The sequence below is a fragment of the Paenibacillus sp. NRS-1760 genome (genome assembly GCF_050467785.1).
Lineage (GTDB): Bacteria > Bacillota > Bacilli > Paenibacillales > Paenibacillaceae > Pristimantibacillus.
In genome coordinates this window covers 350,665-369,200 of sequence record NZ_JBITPK010000014.1, presented here as the reverse complement: position 1 = coordinate 369,200, position 18,536 = coordinate 350,665, and the positions used below count along the sequence as shown (strand labels likewise).

The window sequence follows — 18,536 nt, the reverse complement described above, 5'->3', positions numbered from 1 at the left end:
TTTATGATAGTGCTTACATAAAGAATAACATGCCTCCACTTAGTTTGTCTATTAAACAAACTAAGTTTTTGTGTTAAAATAAATGCAGTACTTATTAGGCTTAGATGTCTCAAAATCCGCATCCCCATCTAGTAGGCTCTAGATTAGGCTTTTCATGATACAATAATAAATATTTTTATTTGGACGGAGGCACTCTTTTTTGAAAAGGAAACCAACAGGCGACTTAGCGCTCATCAAAAAAATAAATACAGCCATCGTGCTTGAAGCGGTGCTTGGTTATGCCCCGCTCTCTCGAGCTCAAATATCGGAGTTGACCGGATTAAACAAGGCGACTGTTTCCAGTCTCGTTCAGGATTTGATCGACACCCATCTCGTCGTTGAGAATGGTCCCGGACTATCCAGCGGCGGGCGCAAACCTGTCATGCTGCTCTTTAATGGTACGGCCGGTTATGCTGTCGGCATCGATCTTGGTGTCAATTATATTCGCGGCCTGCTCGTAGACCTCGAAGGCAATGTGATTGCCGAGCAGCAGCGCAGTCTGAAGCAGCAGGATGCTGATCATGTCATTGGGCAGTTAATTTCATGTATTGAGCTGCTTATTAATGATGCGCCAGAGAGCTCATACGGGATTGTCGGAATCGGCGTCGGCGTACCAGGTATCGTGGATGACAATGGCACGATTCTTTTTGCACCAAACTTAAAATGGCGACAAGTTGAGCTGCAGCGGCAGCTCGAAGAGCGCTTCAATCTTCCCGTTACGATAGACAATGAAGCGAATGCGGGCGCGCAAGGAGAGCAGAAATACGGGGCAGGACGAGGCATCGCCAACCAAATTTATGTCAGCGTCGGGATCGGTATTGGAACAGGCATTATTTTGAACAAGGAATTATATAAGGGCGCTTCAGGATTCTCGGGTGAGCTTGGCCATCTCTCGATTGAGTATGATGGCAAACCTTGCAGCTGCGGCAATCGGGGCTGTTGGGAGCTATATGCTTCGGAGAATGCTTTGCTTGAAAGCACAGCATCGTTAGGCTTTGAGAACTTGGAAGATCTGCTGCTTGCTGCAACAGCTGGAGATGAACGCGTTATCGCGCATATACGCTCGATTGGCGATTATTTAGGCGCAGGCATTGCTAATATCGTCAACGTATTTAATCCTGACGTTGTCATTATTGGCAACCGTATGAGCCGTGCTGCTCAGTGGCTGAAGCCAGCCGTACAAGCTGCCGTCGATCAGCGCACACTTTCGTATCATCGTGAACGTATGCGAATCTTGTTTGCAGAGCTTCAAGAGCAGTCAGCTGTACGCGGCGCGGCATATTACGCGATTAGCACATTTTTCACGAAGATTAAGAGCGGGCAGTAGCATCGTTATGCATTGCTGAACATTGCTAAACATTGCTATACAAATAGTAAGTTTTTTTCTCATGGCTTGCAGCAGATCAACTCTGATGCAGGCTTTTTTAACAGGACAACATTAAAATAATAAATCGCCCAGCTTGATCTGCTCCTTTTCACCCCCTCTTTATTGCTCTTTGCACGATACCTCTCGGAAAATAAAAGTGCTCACATTTAGGTTTAGTACGGCTACTTAGGTTATTGTATGGCTGTAACTTTGATCAGTATTTTTAATCAGTAATGGTACTCAGTAGTATTGATCAGTATTTTTATTAAGTATATTTAATCAGTATTGTTAACCAGTTAATAGCTTCGATTTAATACCATCTTCTTTTAAATTAGTGTTTTAAACAAGTATTTAATGAATTTTTAAGTTAACTATATTATGTTTAAATTAATTATTCATTGACAATTCGGCCTGATATTCATTAAAATCAATAATATAAGAACTTATTATTAACTTTTAAATTAACATAATGGAGGAATGAAAAATGGAACAGCAGCAAATCCCTCGCCCTGAATACCCAAGACCCCAGTTCACTCGAAATTCATGGCTCAATTTAAATGGTGAATGGCAATTCGAAATGGACCCTGGAAAAAGCGGTATCTCGCGCGGATTAAACCAAGACGAGCAAAAGCTAACTCAACGCATCATCGTCCCCTTTTGTCCAGAGAGCCGGCTGTCAGGCATTGGGCATACTGATTTCATTCCAGCCGTTTGGTACAAACGAAGCTTCAAGCTTCCTGACAACTGGAACGGCGGACATACAATATTGCATTTTGGAGCGGTAGACTACGAGGCTCAGGTGTGGGTTAATGGCAAGCATGTAGGCAAGCATCGAGGCGGTTACAGCTCTTTCTCATTCAATATTACAGATGCCCTGCAGCAAGGTGAAAATGTGGTTACCGTATATGCCGAGGATGATACTCGCTCTGGCTTACAACCGCGCGGCAAGCAGAGCGGTACCTACCATTCACAAGGCTGCGACTATACCCGCACGACTGGCATATGGCAAACAGTTTGGCTTGAGCATGTGTCTGAAACATATATAGAATCCTGCCGTTTCGTTCCAGACCCCGAGAACAGCTGCCTGCACGTAACTGCCAAGCTGTCTGGAAACACAAAAGATGTACAGTTCCGCTGTAATGCGCTGCTCGATGGCCTGTCGGTAGGAAAACAAACGGCAAACGCCGGCTCGATGTCCGTTTCATTAACGCTGCCCCTCTCTAAAATCAAATTATGGAACACCGATTCACCTGTTCTTTATGATCTGGAGCTTGAACTCATTCGAGATGGCGAAGTATTGGACTCAGCTTCTTCATATTTCGGTTTGCGTTCCATTCAATTGGATGGCAAGGCGTTCCGTATTAATGGCAAATCCGTATTCCAACGGCTCGTTCTTGATCAAGGCTTCTATCCTGAAGGCATTTATACAGCACCTACTGACGATGATTTAAAACAAGATATTGAAATGTCGCTCGCACTTGGTTTTAACGGTGCAAGATTGCATGAGAAAATGTTCGAGCCTAGATTCCTATATTGGGCAGATAAGCTTGGATATTTGGTATGGGGAGAGCATGCTAACTGGGGTCTCGATATATCAACAGCTGCCAGTCTTGCTCAGTTTCTACCGGAATGGATTGAGGGTGTGGAACGAGACTTCAACCATCCAAGCTTGATCGGATGGTGCCCATTTAATGAAACTTGGGACTCATCGCGCGGCACTCGTCAAGATAATGACGTACTTCGCGTCGTTTATGAGACGACTAAAGCTATTGATCCAACGCGTCCGGTCATCGATACAAGCGGCAACTTCCATGTTGTAACGGACATTTTTGACGTCCACGATTATGATCAGAATCCTGTTACATTCAGGGAACGTTATCAGCCGCTTGCCGAGAAAGGCGAGGCGTGGGTTTCCTTCCCCGATAGACAAAGCTATAACGGCCAACCTTATTTCGTAAGTGAGTATGGCGGAATTTGGTGGAATCCTAACCAGTCCGATGAGAAAAGCTGGGGCTACGGGGATCGTCCACAAAGTGTCGAGCAATTTATTGAAAGATATGACGGCTTGACCAGTACTCTTCTTGAGAATCCTAATATGTTCGGGTTCTGTTATACACAGCTTTATGACGTGGAACAAGAAGTGAATGGGCTTTATACTTACGATCGACAACCGAAGTTTGATGTTGAACGAATTAAAGCGATCAACAGCAAAAAAGCCGCTATCGAGGATTAGTGCTCATTAGTCTCAAACATAAAACAGGCATGCTGCGATGGCAGCATGCCTGTTTTTATTGCTTTTCTACTTACAATTGACCTAATAACCCGCTCCATTATTGAACGCGATGTACGCCAACAATATCTAATGTTTGTCCATCGATCGTTATGTCTACTGATTTCGTTTTCACTGTGCCATTATTGTAGTAAGCAGAAAATGTGAATGTTAAGGTGCCTTTAGCAAGCTTTGTGAATGATGCATCCCAAAGCTCACCCTTCCAGTTGGTTTGCCCTGCGTTTAATGCGGTTAGAGACGTTTCGTAAGTACGCATATGCACCTCTACCCGATCCGCTTTTGTAGCCGTACCTGTAATAGTCGTATCTGCCTCCAGTATAAATTTCTCTCCCGCCCAAAATACCGAATAACCGCGCGGCGAATTCTCATCTCCTGATTGTTTTAAATTAAAAGCCTTACGATGCTGATCCCATAGCTCCGTATGCCGTACATAAGCATTGACATGTAGCGGCAGCACCTGCAACGTTTTGGTTACGCTAACCGGCTCAGCTATACCGTCGCTAACCGTTAGCTTCATACTCCAAAGCCCTACCGTTGTTAACCTCAGTGAAGGCCCTTTTACCGGATAGTTTGGACCATTAACGGTATAGAAATAGCTGTTCTTCACGCCGAGCGGACTTGTCAGCTCATAAGCAATCGTAAGCGTATTGCCATCAGCATCTGTCACATTCGATAGAAACGTTGTCATATCTCCTTCATATACAGGTTTGGGCGTCCAATCAAAGTCAGCCGTCGGAGGTCGATTGGTAACGAAATAAATATATTCATAATGCCCTTCATTGCCGGCAACGTCATAATCGATTACGGTAAGGCGATAGGCTTGTCCAGAAATCAACCCAGCAACTTTGTATGATTGCTTAGAGAGTGCTAAAGGAATGCTGTATTCCGTTTTACCGTCACCATTTAAATCAATATTCGTCACACTGCCGTCAGCGTTCACTTTTTGCAAATAGAAGGTGCGAGCAGCATGTCCCGAGGAAGGCTCGGCATCATAGAAGGTATTGAACTGAACCGTTACGGCCGTAGGTTCAACAGTAAGCTGTTCATTCACATCTGCAGGTTTAACCGTATCGACAAAGAAAAACCCGTTGCTTGAATACGGTCCCCATATATAGCTGTCGTTCGCTCTCGCTCTCCAGTAATGCAGCCCCTCAGCTAACGCAGGTGTTGTGTAATTAGCAGCAGTCAAAGCTGAGTTTGTGTCCACTACCATAACACCGCTCGATGCTTTGAACACCTCATAGTCTATCGCTTTAATGGGGTGGTTCTCTGGATCAATCGTAAACGCGTGCAGCTGTGGACGATTTGAGTTTGTATAAATAGGATTATTAGCATCAAGCCCGTTAAATGAAAGTAAATAGGTTTGCGGCGGGAGATCCAGCACAAAATATTTAATATTACTTAAATTAGACCATACCCCTGCCGAGTAAACCTGCCCTTGCACCTTAACGACGCGACCTGGAACGATGCTTTCCGCAAGCATAGGATACGCAAGTGCATTTCCTTCATGCTCAATATACAAGGCCATTTCATTGTTATCGACATACGTTAGCATTAGTCGATATCGCTCTTGTGGATCGTTCTGAGCATCATAATATGTCCATCGAATCGTCGGTTCTTTAATCAGCACCGTTGGTGTTGTTGGAGTTGTTCCAGCAGGAACGGTAATGGTCATAACAGGCTTCGTTTGGTTAACTGGCGGTATTCCGTCCTTATAAACAATCGATTGCCCCCAATAAGACCATGCTCCGTGTATATCTCGAACTTGCTCCTGTACAATCAGCTCCACACCAGGACGGTTATAGTACTCTCGTTTCCCGACTGTCCATGTGCTTTGATCAGCCCACCGTGTACGGAATAACTTGTCTGATAAAATATGAGCAATATCAGGATCATAAGAGGTATCAAATGTTTCATAATCTAGTGCTTCACCTTCTGCAAAAACCTTGCCTGTAAACCTAACATCCGGCTGTGCGACCGGTCGTCGATGTACATAAAGCAGCTTTTTCACTGGCTCTGACCATTTGCTATAAGCCAAAAGACCAGGATTGTCTTTAGCACGGAAGGTGATTTCATATACCCCAGGTTTCTCTAGCGCGTTTATGGTTGATCCATACGTTTTCCCGCTATAAATGCTCAACCCTTCTGGATTTTCAAAGAAGTTTGGATTATGGCTGTAGCTCCACTCTTCTGCTCCCTTTGGATCTTTTTCAACGTCATTGAATAGTTTCTCATAAGAGATCGGATCATTGACGAGAACAGAATCATAGGTCTGTTCGATGTAAGTGTCACCATAGTTCGTTTTCTTTACATAAGAGAATACAGCGTTGGATTGCCCAAGTGACATTAATCCCGCGTAGCCTCTTGTATACGTACCATCGGCAACCTCTAGTACTTTCGCATAATTCACATATACACGCTGGATGCCATTAACCGATTCTACTTTAATCGGATACGTGTTAAATGCAGTTCGTGTCATAGGTGTAGATTGCAATAACGTTTTCGCACCATTGACTACACGGAATAGCGACAGGGTGTTCTTGCTCCACTCCATTGCATACATATTCTTCTCATTCTGAATCTGAAAAGCAGCTCCGATAACCTTGTCGTTTCTTATATCACTTACATTTGCATGAAATTCTAAGGCGTAGTTTTTCATAGCACTTCCAGCATCATAGAGCAGTCCGCCCCAATCGTCGCTCGTAATTTCTACTGTATTCGGATCTATTTCTTTGATTGATCCACTCGCATTAGCTGAAACAAACGGCATGACATTTCTTTCGTAAAAAACATAAATGGAGCCATCAGGTAAAATAGGGGTTGATGTTCCTGATTGCTTTTGATTATTTCCTGGTTCTGGTCCGGAATATGGCGTCTGGGCAATGACACTATTGGTTGTTGCGTTATACAACGTGGCCCATATTTTTTTAGGTGCATCGGGATCACCCCAAGAGGTTCCCACACCCATAAACACAGGATAAATAATCTGATCGTATTGATTGATAAATATTTTACCAAGGTTTGCACCGTAATCTACACCTTGAAAACCGCCGTGTTGGTCTCCATAGTAATTAAAAAATGCATTATACGATTCGTGCGTTCTGCCTTGGGAATACGTCAATAAATTGGAAAATACGATTGGATTTGCATTGGGTGCTACATCTGAATAACCTAATGGATGTGAACTTTCGTAACTGACAATCCTTCTTCCAAAAGCACTCTTAAATATTTCTTCACCGTAATAGTTAGTACCGCTCTCAATTGCCTCAAACATAGTAGTACCTGTTTTACTGCTACCCATGGACACATAATTTACATAGACAAATCTTTTTGAATCAGATATGGAAGCCGCAGATAGTCCAATTGCACCCCCTACAGTAACGGTACGAGTTACACCATTTTTTTTCACTTGTACAACGTGACCTCTCACTCCTCCTAATCCAGAAGAATAGCGATCTTCAAAGTTATACGTAACGTACGTATCTCCGTTATCATCTTCGGTCAAGTTAATGTTTGAAATAAATCCACGATCCAAGTTCTCCCCTGGTGCTTCCCACACTAAGCTTTTCGTTTTTAAGGAGTATTTGAAAATTCGCAATTGATTATTGTAATTATAATTATATTGCTCTGGTACATCATACGAGAATTTACTAGCCACATACATATATTCGCCATCAGATGATATTTGGACAAGAGCCGGTCCAATTCCGCTGCCTAGTCCGCTAGGTGATGTTAAACTAGATTGCAAATTAATCGAATCAAGATATACACCATTTTTATCGTACCTCGCAATGACCGCTAAATACGGGTTGGCTGCATTTTGTCTTCTATCTGCAAAGTAAAATGTTTCATCTCCGTCAATTTCCATAAGCGTGAAGTTACCTGGGGTATCAAAATTAACCGTCCTCAAAAGCTCACCTGTAATTGAATTTCGTTCATAAAATGTATAGGGATAGTTAGGCAAGCTATAATTCTGACTATAAGAATATAGACGATTCCCACCGAAAACCTTGTTAAATATTATTTCTGAATTTGGCACACTCCAAGTGGGTTTAGCAACAATATCAGCAGCAAGCTGATATTTTGTTCGTGAGTTCGCTCCATTTCCTGAGTTCGGGTATCCAACTGAAAAGTTTGCGTACACTCCATTTTTTGTCGATAGTGTAGTAGCATCCGCTTTCCATGCCGCTTTTTGGGCATTTCCGCCTTTGTATGGCGTCTTAACCGTCCACGAACGGAAAATCGATTGTGTTGAGTAGTTCGTAACTGGTGGGCCGCTGTCTTCTCCCTGTCCTGGCTGCTGTGTAGTTCCAAACACGTTGAAGTTTGCAGACGGCTTGTAGTTCAGAATATCAGTAATGGCAATGCCCGAACTACCTTTTAACCCATAGTCTTCTGTCACGGTAGCACGATACTGCCTCTTCCCTACTTTAGAGTAATTGAGCGAATGCGTTGTTTTAAAAACTCCATTATATAAGGGTTTCCACGCTTCTTCCTCAAAGTTTCCATCACCATCTTGGTCATATCGCTCTTCGAGAAAAAGATGATTTAGAATATCGCCGTCAGGACTCTCTGCATCGATATAAAGCATGAATCCGTTACCTCGATATGATTCTTCAGGTGCTAGCACTTCGACTGTAGGTGGTGCATCAGGAATAACCTCCATAATTAAATCATCCCAATCACTAGCTCTTCCAGTCGTGTCATAAACCTTTCCTTCGATACTATATTCGCCTAAATTAGCAGGCGTTACGGTGAACCAACCATTTGTATAGGCTGCATCTCCTACTTTTTTATAGCGCATCTCCGACTTGCTAAAATCTATTTTTTCGCCTCTATCCTCTAATGGTGTATACGAGTTTAAAAGATTGTAAGGTCGCTCTAAAGGCCTTCCTTGTATCACACGCGTTATTCCCGATACGATGGCTACTGGTTTGGGATCGACAACCCGAAGCAATGCAGTATCCTTTTGCGATCCGCTAAATCCATCGGTTACGGTAATTTCAGCCGTATAAAACCCAGGATTTGAATAAGTCTTGTACAAAAACTCAAAGTCTGTATTATTTGGTAGTACTGCGCTCAAGTTGTTCGTGAATGTCCATGTATAGCCGTTTAATCCTTTTGACCGATTTATAAGCGAGGACTGTTCCCCAGCGATAATACTAGGTGGATTAAATTCTATATCCGCTTTCAAATCAGGTTTAGGTGTAGGTGTTGGCTCAGGAGTTGGCGTAGGGCTTGTGCTTGGATTAGGCGTTGCTTTATTTGCCACGTTTATTATCAGTTGCGCCCACTCCGAAACTTTTTTTGCGCTATTGGTAACACGCAGCTCAATTATGTATTTCCCTTCAGCCGCAAAATCTTTTGCTGTTGGTTTTGTCGCAATCGTTTTACCTGTTGGGTTTTTATATTTCCATTCTCGAATGGTGATTGATTCATTGCCTGGCGAATAGGAGAGTCTGTCATCAAGCATCGGCTCTGTTGCCGGCTTCATGGTTATTTCGGGGGTTGTTCGATGGTCTCCCTCTTTATGAGAGATGATGGCTATTGGAGTAGTGGGTTCGTTCTTTTTGCTATATACAATCTGAAAAGGCATTTTATTGTTATTTTCATTTGATTCGACTACAGCTAATCCAAAATCGGTCATTGCTGTATATTTTATAATTCCAGCTGTGGCCGACGACACCTTAACAGATATTGTTTTGCTTTGCCCCGGAGGTATGTTGGAAATCACTTCTGATTTTATGTTTGTACCTACAATGCCGACAGTGAATGATCCGGTATTGGTTTCTCCTTCGTTTTTAGATGTGATTTTGACGGTAACAATGTCTCCTACCCATGATGCTGCAGCCGCACCTATAGGTTCCGTGACAATGTCTGTAATGACAAGATCGGGAAGTTCTTGATATTTCGGTAGATCCGGCGGCGGAATCGTAAACATCTCATACCACCATGATCCATCTGGCTCCCATATGTTCCACATTTGAACGACGCCAGGACTGAACTCGGTACGTGGCTGCTGGATAATGGCATAGTCTAGCAAGTCGTAACCTGTCCAACTTGTACCTTTTCGTTTGTTATAGCTTTGAAGAAAGGTTTTTGATTCTCCATATGGATCAGCTATGTTTTGTAGCCAAGATGCTGCTAGACTTTCATTTGTAGAATATTTTGTTGGCGAAATACCCTTCTTTTCACCAATATTTGTACTCCACGGTGTTTTAACCCAATTCTTTGCAACGTGCAATGTTGCTCTTGAATCACTTCTAAACTTCCAATTCCGATAAGGATTCCCTTCACTATCCCAGCCGAGATAACGCCATTGTCCTTGATCGAATGTGTTATTTTTCAATTCACTGTGTGTAGGATTCCCATAAACAACAGCAGCCTCTCCTATCCCACACTTATTAAGCAAAAATCCTATATTTAGATTTTTTCCATTACTAATTAGAGGAAGTCCTAATTGTTTCACATAATTTTGTGCTTTTATTTTTTCTGCTTCATCTTTATAACTATAAGGCAAACAATCGGCTGCTCCTGCAGCTGCAACCTGTCCTGAGTAGGCTATAGACGTTATGATTAGGGAAAAAACTAGTATTATAAGAAATGGGATTTTAAAAAAAGAATTCAATAAGGTCACTCCCCAATTCTTATTATAACTGTCTTATTGTCATTCCCTTTTATTGCTTTGAATAAATTCCCATCATATTTCGTTTCAATAATGTTGCTTCCTTCAACGAATTTCATCCCGTCAATTTTTATATAAGTTGCATATGCTTTTTCAGAGGAACTAGGATAATAATTTTTGAAAAGTTCACGTACTAATGCTTTATTAGCTGCATCAGGTTCAAAAATAGTAATAACAGTTAATTTTAAATCCAGATCATACTCAATGGTTAAAGTGTTATCCTCAAATGAATCTGTCCCTTTTTGATTTATTATAACTTTTTGATTTCTTCCAAAAGTCGTAATACCTTTAAAACTAGGCAAGGATCTAATTAGTGCATTCAACTCTTCCTTCGACTTCGGATAAGCCACCGGCTTCCCATTCTTCGCCATCAACGTATTCAGAATCATCACCACTGCCTCAGCACGAGTTGCATTTTTCTCTCCGCCCATCGAACCATCGGGATAACCCTTCATAATCTCCAGTTTCTTTGCCACAGCCAAATAACCCGACTTTACGCCTTCGGCATCTTTGCCTAGCGCACGGATCGTCATACGCGCGATCTCTTCACGCGTAATCATACGATTTGGTTCAAATGTATTTTCTGGATAGTCGCCAACCTTAATAATCGATTGTTTCAAACCCGTAGCAATATAAGTTCGGAACCAACCCGTATCATCAACAAAAGGCGTATCTGTATCTTCCACTTTCACCTTTATCGCCGCCACAATCGATTTCAAAAACTCTGCGCGCGTCATGTTCGCATTTGGCTTAAATGTTATTGCATCATAACCATTAATCCATCCTTGATTAACAGCCGTCGCAATTTCATCCTTTGCCCAATGCGTTTTTGTATCTGTAAAAGCAACTGCTGCCGCAGCTGTCTCCGTATTTATCAGAACTGTCACCAATAACGTAATTGCGAGCATGATTTGTCCTATTTTCCGCATATTTAACCACTCCATTTATTAGGATGATAAAAATTCACCAGTGAACTAAAAAACATTTTTAACACATTTTTTTACAGCAACTTCATTATCATTCTTCTTGCCTGTCTCTTTTCCCTTCTTTTCTTATCCCCTCTCCCTCCACTATTTCCCGTATTTCGACAACATTCCTTCCCCCCATCAGCAGGCCACTCTCCCAAGAAACACTGCTGAAGCAACGCAAAAAAAAGCACGCCCCTCCCTCTACCGAGGGAATAAGCGTGCTTCGCTATCCTACATATCAACTACAGCAAATGTTACTTCACAAGGATGAATCTGTCAATATCCCGAACCCAACTAAGAACTAGACTGAACAACAAGCGGTTTATGCTTGAACAACGGAACAAGGAGCAGCATTCCCAAAAACATAATCGATCCTGCGACGCAATAAATGCCGACGAGCGGAAACAGCGTTTTGAGCTGTCCGGCAACAAGCGTCATAATAACCATCATCCCCATAAACATCGGGGTAAGCACTCCATTGACCCGTCCCGTATAGGACTCCTCCGAATATTGCAAAATCATTGTGCTAATACCGATTTGAATCATCGGGAAGCCTAAACCGCTAATAAATTGCAGCACTAATGTAATGGGTATGCTTGTTGATAAGCCTACACCAATCATACAAAGCGAGCTCATTAATAGGCCAATTGCGAGCAGCTTTTGCGGAGCTACTTTTTTGGCTATAACCATGACAGCCCCGCCGCCAACCAGCATCGCTATCCCGTTAACCATCAGAATATATTGCAAAAACTCCTTAGGCTGACCCAGACGTTCAAGCACGATGAACAAGCCAAGCGTCTGGGCAATTCCTACTGCCGTACCCGCTAGTGCAAACGTACCTCCAAGTGCTTTCAAGACTGGACTGCGCCATACATACTTGAATCCATCCTTGAACTCTTTCCAGAAATGTCTCTCCGATGCAGCGTCTGTTTTCTCCACTTCACGATCACGCGGAATTCTGAACAAAACGACAGCGGAGAGCAAGAACGCTACGCCCATGACTCCAATGGAAACTTCGATGCCGAACTTTTGATACGATATGACACCAAGTGACGGACCAAGCACCATGAATATCGCCATAAGCGATTGGAACATCGCCATCGCCGATTGCAATTGCTCTGCGGGAATATGCTGCTTAAACAGCTTCATAGCAGAGGGCTGTGAAAATTGCGATAGGATTGCCGATACAAACGTTGCAAAATACACCATATGCCACGAACCGTAAAGCAATGTAATCAGTACAACAAACACAGATAACGCTGATAAAAAGTCACACCAAATCATCGTGAGCCGCGGCTTCCAGCGATCTGCAAACGTTCCTCCGATGAACGAGAACACGAAAATCGGTAAAAATTCCACGAAGCCCATCAAACTAATCGCAAACGGGTCCTCGTTCGTCTTGTCTGTCACATACATCAGAATAGCGAAGTTCCTTACCCAAATTCCAATTTGAAGCAATACGTTTGAAAATATAATCGTTTGAAAAAACTTGTTTCGAAGCAAACTTTCTCCCGCTCCTGTTACTTCTTTAGCAGACATTTCAATCAGCACTCTCCCTCAACCAAAAAATGATTTATTTCTCCACCTTCTCGGCAGGGCCATGATAACCCTTTTCACCATAAGGCTGCAGCTTCTCGGCCCATAGCTCCTTTAAATCGTTGACTTCTCTGTTGTATTGCCGCACCATGTCAACGGGTTGACGGCCTTCCGGGTCCAATACGTCCTTATAATCATAACGAATCTTTTGTTCCAATTTAACGGTCTCTAGAACGAGAAAAGAAAAGTTTTCGCCGCCAAATTGCTTCCATTCCTTCTGCAGCTCCTTATTCGCATGACCATTCATATTCAGTACAAACTGCTCTTTTCCCCAAAGGGCTTCTAAATTAGTGGAGCTTCCTAAATAAATTTTTCCGTTCACATTATTTTTGATCTGAAAAACACCCATCTGCCGCTCACGCTCTTGGTATTCAGCTGTCAGCTGCTTCCTCTTTGCCTTATCCATTTTTGGCTCACCCTTTCGTTCTTCCTCTTGCTCTTGCACTTTGGCCTGAGCTTTCTGTTTATCCGTTTTTCCTTGCTTGCCTTTAGCAGATTTCTTTGGAGCTGTCATTTGCTCAACCTGCTCAGCCGACCCACTACTCTGTTCAAGCTCATTTTTCTTAATTCCTGAACCCTTCACCCAATACACTCTGCCATCATCTTTACGATCCAAGTAGCCATAATCGATCAGATAGCGGCGCAGTGTTGCATAATCCTCTTCCCAAAAAGAAATTAACCGCTCATTCACTTCTTTCTCTGTATAGCGGACTCCGCTTTTGAAATAAGAGGCAATATGACGCAGCACTGCTACTTTACGTTTCTCCTTGCGCGGAAATGAGGCGAGTGGACCTTCAGGACCATCCGGAAAATATTGCTTCAAAAGATCTGCGTATTCATCCTCTGTAATCGCATAACGTTCATCGACTTGTGTAGCCGTCCGATGTACAGGCACGAATCGCGGCGCCGCAGTGTTGCCATGGTCCATCATTTCAATAATCGCGAGCAGCAGCTTTGCTTGCTTGGCCTTTTCCTTCAGCACGAAACGATGATTTCGAATGGTCGAAGCGCTGCCTATTCCCGTACGGCTCATCATTTCGTTGTCAGTCAGCTGATCGGCAAAGCCTTGAATAAGCTCCTTCTGCAAGTCAGTCAGACCCGTCTGCCGCTTATCCAGCTCAAGTAAATAATCAAGCATGGAGCCATGCTCCTGCTGCACATGATAGGCTGCATATTTACGCGCCTCATACCAGCGTCCAGACTGCTCATCCCGAAAAATCTCTCCATCCTCAAAGCTCTCTCCGCAAATGAGGCAATAATAAAATCCTTCCGCTTCCTCATATACATAACCTTGCTTCAGTTCTTCTAGCGACGCCGACCAAAACCTTTCCTCAGCAACCATTTTTACAAACACCTCTCAATTACGTCTACTTATTTTATAAACATTATATAATTTTGTTTGGTTTTTATCAAATATTTTTTCCAACAAAAAAGTCGCCTTAAGGAAATATCCTTAAAGCGACTATTCTGTCATTCCTATTCGAGTTACACCGATTCTTTCCTATCCTTTGGCAGCATAAGCGCCAGCAAGCCCATTAGCGGTAACACGCTGCAAGCGACCATAACAAAGCTGAGTGAACGGGCGTCCGCCAAATATCCGAGAACAACCGCACCAAGTCCACCCATTCCAAAAGCAAGACCCGTTATAAGTCCTGAAGCCGTGCCTACCTTGCTGGGCATTAGCTCCTGCGCGTACACGACGCTGACCGAGAAGCCCGATTGCAAAACAAAACCAAGCACTACGATTACTGGATATACCCAGGCTAGAGGCAGATGCGGCAGAATGAGAGCGAATGGTGCTGCACCTAGAATGGAAATCAGCATCATTTTTTTGCGTCCGATCCGATCCGCCAATATGCCACCAAGAAAGGTACCGGCAACACCAGCTGCCATAAATAGAAACAATGGAATCTGTGCTTGCTTAATCGTCAGATGATAGGCTTCCACCACATAAAACTGATAAAAGTTACCGATCGCTGCAGCATACCAGGATCGTGCAAATACGATCACGAACAAGATAGCAAGTGCAAACGCAACAACCTTGGGTGCAAGAGCGGGCTTCGCGCTGCCTGCCGCTTTGCGCTGCATTTTGCCATCATGTACAGCTAACTGCGTCTTATACCAAGGAACGACTTTCGTCAAAATAATAATGGCTGTAGCAGCAAGCAATGTCCCCCATATAGCACCCTTCTGTCCAAACGGCAGGAAGATCAGCATCGTCATCAACGGGCCGAGCATTTGACCAAAATTACCGCCAACCTGATAGATCGACTGGGAGAAAGCTCTGCGATTGCCTGCGGCCAAATGCACAACCCGAGAGCCCTCCGGATGGAACACGGCTGAGCCAAGCCCCACAAACACAACCGCGAGCAGCACCAAGTAGAAGTTCGGTGCGAAGGCTAAGCCAACCATCCCGAACATGCTGGCACACATCCCGACAGGAAGCATCCAAGGCGCGGGTCTCTTATCCGAGATCAAGCCCACAACAGGCTGCATAACGGATGAAGTCATATTGAGCGTAAAAGCAATCCAGCCGATTTGTGCCAAGCTTAACCGTAGAGATTGCTCCAATACGGGAAACAGCGCGGATACAACCGACTGCATCATATCATTCATGAGATGAACGGAGCTGATGCAAATGAGTATCGAGTATACAGTAGCTGATTTTATCGCTTCTTTATTGATTTTTCTCGTTTCTTGCTGTGCAGACATGTTTAGTAGGACCTGCCTTTCTTAACGAAAAACACTCGCTCCCCTCAACGAAACGAGCAGCAAGCATGAACTAAGCTATTGCAAACTTCATGCACACAGGACTAGGCAGCTCTAGCTCCGAATCCAGCTTGGACAGCAGCCCACTTTCCGCATTTACTGAGAATACAGTAATATTGCCTGTCTTCTGATGAGCAACGAGCAAATGATCGCCGCTTGGCGTAAGGACAAAATTTCGCGGTGACTCTCCGCCGCAATCGATATGCTGAATAAGCGAGAGCTGTCCGTTTCCTTGATCCACTTCAAATACAGCAATACTATTATGACCACGGTTAGAGCTGTACAAATAACGTCCCGAAACTCCTAAATGAATATCCGCTGAATCGTTATATCCATTGTAGTCCGCTGGCAATGCTGATATCACCTGGTTTGCTGTTAATGCGCCCAGTTCCGCATCCACATCAAATTGTGTAATCGTCGAATCCAGCTCATTCATCACGTAGCCTGTTTTTAAATGAGGATGGAAAATCAAGTGACGTGGACCAGCACCACGGTGGACCTTGCTAATCCCATGAGGAATAAGCGAGCGCCTTTCCTCATCATAGCGATAAATAACGATCGCATCGATACCCAAATCGACTGCACATACATAAGAAGAACCAAACGGAATGATGCAATGAGCATGCGGTGCATCCTGCCTTGCTGCGTTTGGTCCGAGCTCACCGGCATTTTGCTGGACAGATGTTGCCGCCTCCAGCCCGCCATCAGCCTTAATCGGCAATAATGCAACGTTTCCGCCTGTATAATTGGCAGCTAAGAGCACCTGCCCCGCTTTGTCCGTGCTAATGTAGCAAGGATGAGCGCCATATGTAAGCAAGCGGTTGCCTGTAGGTTTCAGCAAGCCCGTTGCTTTATCAATCTCAAACGAAGCGACTGAGCCACCGCTGGCATCACCGGTTACTTCAGTTTCACTAGCCGCATATAAGCTGCCGCCATTTGGATTTAAAGTCAAATAAGAAGCGTTTTCGAGCCCGCTAAGATGCTGCAATATCGTTAACTCACCTGTCGTTTCGTCAAACGCACACACATGAATCGTTGATTCCTCCGCTGTTCCATATGACCCGATATAAAGGATATTTATGGGTGTCGGTTGTTCCTTTAAATTGCTCATTTTTTACCCTGCCTCTCTGACTTTTTGGCTTTACAGTGACCATAGCATAAGCGGCTTCATCAAACAATGTCTTTTTTTTATAAAAGACTTCACAAATACTATTGTGACATGTTACAATGTAAGCGCTAACAAATTCAGCGATTCACATTTCTAAAGGGGGAATTGAGATGATGAATGTTGTAATGAGCGAACGGAATGTGTATGAGGATTTCGATTTGGAGACGGACGTGCTCTATTTCAAGCTCGGTATGCAAGGACTCGTTAGCTTCCATGGCAGAAACTATAATATAAAGAGACGAATGACTGCCGAACAGATTAGCCAGTTGACTAACGAACGCAGCTTCTATCAAGTCAGCTCTAATTGCTACATCAATATCGGAAAAATCAAGACGATTGATGCTGGTACGATTTATTTTGACTCCGAAATAACAGACTCTAAGCAAGTAACCGTAAATCGCCGCAAGCAATTCGTCATCCAACAGCTGTTTTCACAGCGTGCTTCAAGCAAAGAATATCGGATAACAAAATAGTTGTACATACAACCGCCCCATTTTCCGCTATTATCGGAATAGGGCGGTTGTTTGTTGTCTACTGTCCTGCTATTCTAAAGTTGAATATTATTATATTTTTCGCACAAATGAAGTCAATTATTAATCACTTTTAGGAGGACTACCATGTCTACGCAAGGACAAGCATTTGAAAAATTATTTCATGATGAGCAAGCTGTATGGCTGCAATGGGGCGCATATGAAACAGCTGTATTGCCAGCAGTTGGTGCCAATCTTATTGCGTTTCGCGATAAAGCAAACAACTATACCTTCCTTCGCGAACCATCCCTAGAGGAAATGGATAGCTTCAGAGAGAATCCGGGCATTCACGGCATCCCAGTTCTGTTCCCTCCAAACCGTTATGAAGATGGTACTTTTACATGGAACGGCAGAACGTATAACTTTCCAGTTAACGAAGCAAAAACGGGCAACCATTTGCACGGATTTTTCCATACAGCAGCTTGGAGTGTCGAGGATTTTGGGACAAACAAAACGGAAAGCTACGTATCGCTCAAAATTTCAATCGATGAAAGCCACCCGATCTACACGTATTTGCCGCATCGCTTCACCATTAAACTTCGTTATGCATTAAATGATACTGGTCTACTGCAGCATGTATCGGTACATAACGAAGGAACGGACGCTATGCCTTGCTTGATCGCTTTCCATACAACGATCAATGCTCCGTTCGCAGCGAATAGTACAGCAGATGATTACCGCTTCACGCTTACAACCGGCAAACGCTGGGAGCTTAACGAGCGGATGCTGCCAACAGGCAACTACCAAACGCTAGTTGCAGACGAGGAAGCCATGAAAACAACAGGCATCTCCCCATTCTGGGAGCCGATGGATAATCACTACACAACCGAGCCGCAAAATGGCCGCAACGCGATGGAGCTGACCGATACACGCAATGGCGTAACAGTAGTCTACGATATTGGAACGGCTTACAAGCAGTGGATGATTTGGAACAACAACGCTACGCCAGGCTTCTTCTGTCCGGAGCCGCAGCTGAATCTCGTCAATGCGCCAAATGTGAACTTGCCAGCTGAGCAAATCGGGCTTGTCTCACTTGAGCCGGGCGGCATTTGGGAAGAAACGAGCCGCTTGTACGTTAGAAAATAGGAACTGATCAAAGGATAGCAGCAATTTCGCTGCTATCCT

10 protein-coding genes are annotated in these 18,536 nt (G+C 43.8%); 4 read left to right on the top strand and 6 right to left on the bottom strand.

Annotation, left to right across the window (positions count from 1 at the left end; translation table 11 throughout):
- Positions 1-199 precede the first annotated feature (199 nt).
- Together ACIFSR_RS20835 and ACIFSR_RS20830 are read left to right on the top strand one after the other, a co-directional pair.
- Positions 200-1,366, top strand: a complete 1,167-nt coding sequence (locus ACIFSR_RS20835; protein ID WP_430059686.1) for an ROK family protein — start codon at positions 200-202, stop codon at positions 1,364-1,366.
- 523 nt (positions 1,367-1,889) lie between these two features.
- Entirely contained in the window at positions 1,890-3,638 is a 1,749-nt protein-coding gene (locus tag ACIFSR_RS20830) for a glycoside hydrolase family 2 protein (RefSeq protein ID WP_430059684.1), read from the top strand.
- A gap of 97 nt (positions 3,639-3,735) precedes the next feature.
- Here the strand turns inward: ACIFSR_RS20830 and ACIFSR_RS20825 are convergent, their stop codons facing one another.
- The 6 genes from ACIFSR_RS20825 to ACIFSR_RS20800 form a co-directional block, all read right to left on the bottom strand.
- Positions 3,736-10,215 carry an Athe_2463 domain-containing protein gene (locus ACIFSR_RS20825; RefSeq protein WP_430059683.1) on the bottom strand — a complete coding sequence of 2,160 codons (6,480 nt, stop codon included), beginning with the start codon at positions 10,213-10,215 and terminating at the stop codon, positions 3,736-3,738.
- A gap of 113 nt (positions 10,216-10,328) precedes the next feature.
- Positions 10,329-11,309 (bottom strand): S-layer homology domain-containing protein, encoded by a 981-nt coding sequence (locus ACIFSR_RS20820; RefSeq protein WP_430059681.1) that lies wholly within the window; start codon positions 11,307-11,309, stop codon positions 10,329-10,331.
- 333 nt (positions 11,310-11,642) lie between these two features.
- On the bottom strand, positions 11,643-12,887 hold the full coding sequence (locus ACIFSR_RS20815; protein ID WP_430059680.1) for an MFS transporter: 1,245 nt from the start codon (positions 12,885-12,887) through the stop codon (positions 11,643-11,645).
- 34 nt (positions 12,888-12,921) lie between these two features.
- A complete protein-coding gene (locus tag ACIFSR_RS20810) occupies positions 12,922-14,286 on the bottom strand; it encodes a DUF2087 domain-containing protein (RefSeq protein WP_430059678.1) in 1,365 nt (454 codons plus the stop codon).
- 143 nt (positions 14,287-14,429) lie between these two features.
- Positions 14,430-15,656, bottom strand: coding sequence for an MFS transporter (locus tag ACIFSR_RS20805; RefSeq protein ID WP_430059676.1), 1,227 nt, complete (start codon positions 15,654-15,656; stop codon positions 14,430-14,432).
- Between the two features lie 70 nt (positions 15,657-15,726).
- Positions 15,727-16,824, bottom strand: a complete 1,098-nt coding sequence (locus tag ACIFSR_RS20800; RefSeq protein ID WP_430059674.1) for a lactonase family protein — start codon at positions 16,822-16,824, stop codon at positions 15,727-15,729.
- Positions 16,825-16,991: 167 nt separating this feature from the next.
- Between ACIFSR_RS20800 and ACIFSR_RS20795 the strand changes: the two genes are divergently transcribed.
- Positions 16,992-17,354 (top strand): LytTR family transcriptional regulator DNA-binding domain-containing protein, encoded by a 363-nt coding sequence (locus ACIFSR_RS20795; RefSeq protein ID WP_430059672.1) that lies wholly within the window; start codon positions 16,992-16,994, stop codon positions 17,352-17,354.
- Between the two features lie 144 nt (positions 17,355-17,498).
- Positions 17,499-18,497: an aldose 1-epimerase gene (locus ACIFSR_RS20790; protein ID WP_430059671.1), complete on the top strand. Its 999-nt coding sequence runs from the start codon at positions 17,499-17,501 to the stop codon at positions 18,495-18,497.
- Positions 18,498-18,536: the final 39 nt, after the last annotated feature.